The 5,662-nt window shown below is 48.2% G+C and carries 2 tRNA genes and 3 rRNA genes; all 5 read right to left on the reverse strand.

What is annotated here, in order from left to right:
- Window positions 1-14: 14 nt before the first annotated feature.
- The 5 genes from rrf to ACIDE9_RS14120 all read right to left on the reverse strand — a co-directional run bounded on the left by rrf (window position 15) and on the right by ACIDE9_RS14120 (window position 5,382).
- Window positions 15-128 (reverse strand): 5S ribosomal RNA (gene rrf / locus ACIDE9_RS14100).
- 205 nt (window positions 129-333) lie between these two features.
- Window positions 334-3,216 (reverse strand): 23S ribosomal RNA (locus tag ACIDE9_RS14105).
- A gap of 379 nt (window positions 3,217-3,595) precedes the next feature.
- A tRNA-Ala gene (locus ACIDE9_RS14110) sits at window positions 3,596-3,671 on the reverse strand.
- Window positions 3,672-3,680: 9 nt separating this feature from the next.
- Window positions 3,681-3,757: transfer RNA gene (locus ACIDE9_RS14115), tRNA-Ile, on the reverse strand.
- Between the two features lie 86 nt (window positions 3,758-3,843).
- Window positions 3,844-5,382: ribosomal RNA gene (locus ACIDE9_RS14120) — 16S ribosomal RNA — on the reverse strand.
- The 16S, 23S and 5S rRNA genes sit together here with 2 tRNA genes alongside, the layout of an rRNA operon.
- Between the last annotated feature and the right edge of the window lie 280 nt (window positions 5,383-5,662).

Here is a 5,662-nt window from a genome sequence, read left to right on the forward strand (position 1 = left end):
TTTTTAGAATAGGAGCTTGGGGATGACCTACTTTCGCATACGAAGAGTACACTATCATTGGCGCAAGTTCGTTTCACGGCCCTGTTCGAGATGGGAAGGGGTGGTTCCAAACCGCTATTGTCCCCAAACATAACTGGTAATGTTATGCATGGTGCTGACGTGAGTCAGCCTGCTTTAACAAATTGGAAGAAGTAAAGGATTTAAGCTTGTTGGCTTAAGTATTTCAATGGGATTAGGGTATGAAACATATTGTTTCTATATCTTAGATGATTGCCAAATCATATTGCTTTGAACTACACCTGGCTTAGAGTTTAGTCTAAGTTTTAAGGTTATAGGATCAAGCCTCACGAGCAATTAGTATCAGTTAGCTTAATGCATTACTGCACTTCCACACCTGACCTATCAACGTCCTGGTCTTGAACGACTCTTTAGCTGGCTTAAAGCCAGAGGCAAGTCTCATCTCGAGGCGAGTTTCACGCTTAGATGCTTTCAGCGTTTATCTCTTCCGCACTTAGCTACCCAGCTATACCATTGGCATGATAACTGGTCCACCAGAGGTGCGTCCACTCCGGTCCTCTCGTACTAGGAGCAGGTCCCCTCAAACTTGCAGCGCCCACGGCAGATAGGGACCAAACTGTCTCACGACGTTTTAAACCCAGCTCACGTACCACTTTAAATGGCGAACAGCCATACCCTTGGGACCGGCTACAGCCCCAGGATGTGATGAGCCGACATCGAGGTGCCAAACTCCCCCGTCGATATGAACTCTTGGGAGGAATCAGCCTGTTATCCCCAGAGTACCTTTTATCCGTTGAGCGATGGCCCTTCCATACAGAACCACCGGATCACTATGACCTGCTTTCGCACCTGCTCGACCTGTCCGTCTCGCAGTCAAGCAACCTTATGCCATTGCACTATCAGTACGATTTCCGACCGTACCTAGGTTACCTTCGCACTCCTCCGTTACTCTTTGGGAGGAGACCGCCCCAGTCAAACTGCCTACCATACACGGTCCCCAGTCCGGATTACGGACCTAGGTTAGAACCTCAACAACATCAGGGTGGTATTTCAAGGTTGACTCCACGAAATCTAGCGACTCCGCTTCAACGTCTCCCACCTATCCTACACAAATCTTGTCAAAGTCCAATGTAAAGCTGCAGTAAAGGTTCATGGGGTCTTTCCGTCTAGCCGCGGGGAGATTGCATCTTCACAAACATTTCAACTTCGCTGAGTCCCGAGAGGAGACAGTGTGGCCATCGTTACGCCATTCGTGCGGGTCGGAACTTACCCGACAAGGAATTTCGCTACCTTAGGACCGTTATAGTTACGGCCGCCGTTTACTGGGACTTCAATCAAGAGCTTGCACCCCATCATTTAATCTTCCAGCACCGGGCAGGCGTCACACCCTATACGTCCACTTTCGTGTTTGCAGAGTGCTGTGTTTTTATTAAACAGTCGCAGCCACCTTTTCACTGCAACCCCATCACGCTTCTAGAGCAAGTCTATACACGTTACCGGGGCGCACCTTCTCCCGAAGTTACGGTGCTAATTTGCCGAGTTCCTTCTCCCGGGTTCTCTCAAGCGCCTTAGAATTCTCATCCTGCCCACCTGTGTCGGTTTGCGGTACGGTCTTATACAACTGAAGCTTAGTGGCTTTTCTTGGAAGCATGGTATCAATCACTTCGTCTGCAAGCAGACTCGTTATCACGTCTCAGTCTTAGCTCTCCGGATTTGCCTAAAGAACCAACCTACACGCTTGAACCGGGACATCCAACACCCGGCTGACCTAACCTTCTCCGTCCCCACATCGCATTGTATAGAGGTACAGGAATATTAACCTGTTTCCCATCAGCTACGCATCTCTGCCTCACCTTAGGGGCCGACTCACCCTGCGCCGATGAACGTTGCGCAGGAAACCTTGGGCTTTCGGCGAGGGAGCTTTTCACTCCCTTTATCGCTACTCATGTCAGCATTCGCACTTCTGATACCTCCAGCATGCCTCACAGCACACCTTCGCAGGCCTACAGAACGCTCTCCTACCATGCCAGTAAACTGGCATCCGAAGCTTCGGTTACGTGCTTAGCCCCGTTACATCTTCCGCGCAGGACGACTCGACCAGTGAGCTATTACGCTTTCTTTAAATGATGGCTGCTTCTAAGCCAACATCCTGGCTGTCTATGCCTTCCCACTTCGTTTTCCACTTAGCACGTCATTTGGGACCTTAGCTGTCGGTCTGGGTTGTTTCCCTCTTGTCCACGGACGTTAGCACCCATGGACTGTCTCCCGTAATTGCATTTCTCAGTATTCGGAGTTTGCAATGGTTTGGTAAGTTCTTATGAACCCCCTAGCCATAACAGTGCTCTACCCCCGAGAATGATATACGAGGCACTACCTAAATAGTTTTCGGAGAGAACCAGCTATCTCCAAGTTTGTTTAGCCTTTCACCCCTATCCACAGCTCATCCCCAAATTTTTCAACATTTGTGGGTTCGGACCTCCAGTACCTGTTACGGCACCTTCATCCTGGCCATGGATAGATCACTTGGTTTCGGGTCTACACCCAGCGACTAAGACGCCCTATTCGGACTCGATTTCTCTACGCCTCCCCTATCGGTTAAGCTTGCCACTGAATGTAAGTCGCTGACCCATTATACAAAAGGTACGCAGTCACCCCTTACGAGGCTCCCACTGTTTGTATGCATACGGTTTCAGGATCTATTTCACTCCCCTCCCGGGGTTCTTTTCGCCTTTCCCTCACGGTACTGGTTCACTATCGGTCGATATCGAGTATTTAGCCTTGGAGGATGGTCCCCCCATGTTCAGACAAGGTTTCTCGTGCCCCGCCCTACTTTTCGTTACCCTAGTTCCACAAACGGGATTTCGTATACGGGACTATCACCCACTACGGTCGGACTTTCCATTCCGTTCTACTATCGCGTCTGCTAAAAGTAACAGGCTGTTCCATGTTCGCTCGCCACTACTTACGGAATCTCGGTTGATTTCTTTTCCTCGAGTTACTTAGATGTTTCAGTTCACTCGGTTCGCTTTACTCTTCCTATATATTCAGAAGAGAATGACCTTACGGCCGGGTTTCCCCATTCGGACATCTCCGGATCAAAGCTTATTTGCCAGCTCCCCGAAGCTTTTCGCAGGCTATCACGTCCTTCATCGCCTGATATCGCCAAGGCATCCACCATATGCACTTATTCACTTGACCCTATAACGTTAAAACCTAAACCCTTTTAAATCTAGATTTCGTCGTGCATGAGACACGCGTTACAGGTAATTCTAAAGCACTATCAAACCTCGTTAGATTTGCTTAAATTATTGATTTCTCAACAATCTAAACGTCTCAACTTGCGTTTAATATATTTATGATTTTGCAATCAATCGATATTATTTCCGGTTAAAAAATAATATCGCCCATTGAATATAAGTTGTCATCACACAACCTATATTCCTTTACTTCTTCCATTTTGTTAAAGAGCAGTCTTAGTTATTAAACTAACGTTTAAAAACCAGAAGCAAACACTATTCAAACTTTAACTAACGTTTGCTTCTAATCTCTAAACCGCAACAAAGTTTCCAACAATTGATGGTGGAGGATGACGGGATCGAACCGACGACCCCCTGCTTGCAAAGCAGGTGCTCTCCCAGCTGAGCTAATCCCCCATATAAGTGTGGTGGGTCTGGTTGGGCTCGAACCAACGACCCCCGCCTTATCAAGACGGTGCTCTAACCAGCTGAGCTACAGACCCTAAGGCGGTTTGCCTAAATCTTTGTTGCTGCTTATTTTCAGATGACTGATAAGAGTGAATGCTTGAAGCCGAGTGATCTTCTCTAGAAAGGAGGTGATCCAGCCGCACCTTCCGATACGGCTACCTTGTTACGACTTCACCCCAGTCATGAATACTACCGTGGTAATCGTCCCCCTTGCGGTTAGACTAACTACTTCTGGTAAAACCCACTCCCATGGTGTGACGGGCGGTGTGTACAAGGCCCGGGAACGTATTCACCGCGACATGCTGATCCGCGATTACTAGCGATTCCGACTTCATGCTCTCGAGTTGCAGAGAACAATCCGGACTACGATCGGCTTTCTGAGATTAGCTCCCCCTCGCGGGTTGGCAACTCTCTGTACCGACCATTGTATTACGTGTGAAGCCCTGGCCATAAGGGCCATGAGGACTTGACGTCATCCCCACCTTCCTCCGGTTTGTCACCGGCAGTCCCATTAAAGTGCCCAACTAAATGATGGCAATTAATGGCAAGGGTTGCGCTCGTTGCGGGACTTAACCCAACATCTCACGACACGAGCTGACGACAGCCATGCAGCACCTGTGTCCACTTTCTCTTTCGAGCACCTAATGCATCTCTGCTTCGTTAGTGGCATGTCAAGGCCAGGTAAGGTTTTTCGCGTTGCATCGAATTAATCCACATAATCCACCGCTTGTGCGGGCCCCCGTCAATTCCTTTGAGTTTTAATCTTGCGACCGTACTCCCCAGGCGGTCTACTTCACGCGTTAGCTGCGTTACTCATGGATTTTACTCCACCAACAACTAGTAGACATCGTTTAGGGCGTGGACTACCAGGGTATCTAATCCTGTTTGCTCCCCACGCTTTCGTGCATGAGCGTCAATATTATCCCAGGGGGCTGCCTTCGCCATTGGTATTCCTCCACATCTCTACGCATTTCACTGCTACACGTGGAATTCTACCCCCCTCTGACATATTCTAGTCTTGTAGTTTCAAACGCAGTTCCCAAGTTGAGCTCGGGGATTTCACATCTGACTTACAAAACCGCCTGCGCACGCTTTACGCCCAGTAATTCCGATTAACGCTCGCACCCTACGTATTACCGCGGCTGCTGGCACGTAGTTAGCCGGTGCTTCTTATCAAGGTACCGTCAGCCTCACACTTTATTAGAATGTAAGTTTTCTTCCCTTGCGAAAGAGCTTTACAACCCGAAGGCCTTCTTCACTCACGCGGAATGGCTGGATCAGGCTTGCGCCCATTGTCCAAAATTCCCCACTGCTGCCTCCCGTAGGAGTCTGGACCGTGTCTCAGTTCCAGTGTGGCTGGTCGTCCTCTCAGACCAGCTACTGATCGTCGCCTTGGTAGGCCATTACCCCACCAACTAGCTAATCAGATATCGGCCGCTCTTATAACGTAAGGTCCGAAGATCCCCTACTTTCCCCCTCAGGGCGTATGCGGTATTAGCTAATCTTTCGACTAGTTATCCCCCATTACAAGGTACGTTCCGATATATTACTCACCCGTTCGCCACTAATCCCCTTAGCAAGCTAAGGTTCATCGTTCGACTTGCATGTGTAAAGCATTCCGCCAGCGTTCAATCTGAGCCAGGATCAAACTCTTCAGTTTAATTCCTAACTATTACTTTTTACCTCAATTAAGAGGCGGTATTCGATTCGCTTATATCTCAAATTCATTTCAAGGTATGTGTGTAAACTACACTGTACATACTTGTCATAAATCTAAGTGTAAAGCATTTGTATTTTCTGAGTTTCTACGCATTAAATGCGCTTCACCCAACTACAAACACCCACACTTATCAGTCATCCTAATTTTTAAAGAACATCAGCTTTTCGCTGTTTTCGTTACCGTTATTTCGTAACGAGGTGCGCATTATACAGAGGTTTTT

It is taken from the genome of Methylophilus sp. 'Pure River', from assembly GCF_046765995.1.
Lineage (GTDB): Bacteria > Pseudomonadota > Gammaproteobacteria > Burkholderiales > Methylophilaceae > Methylophilus.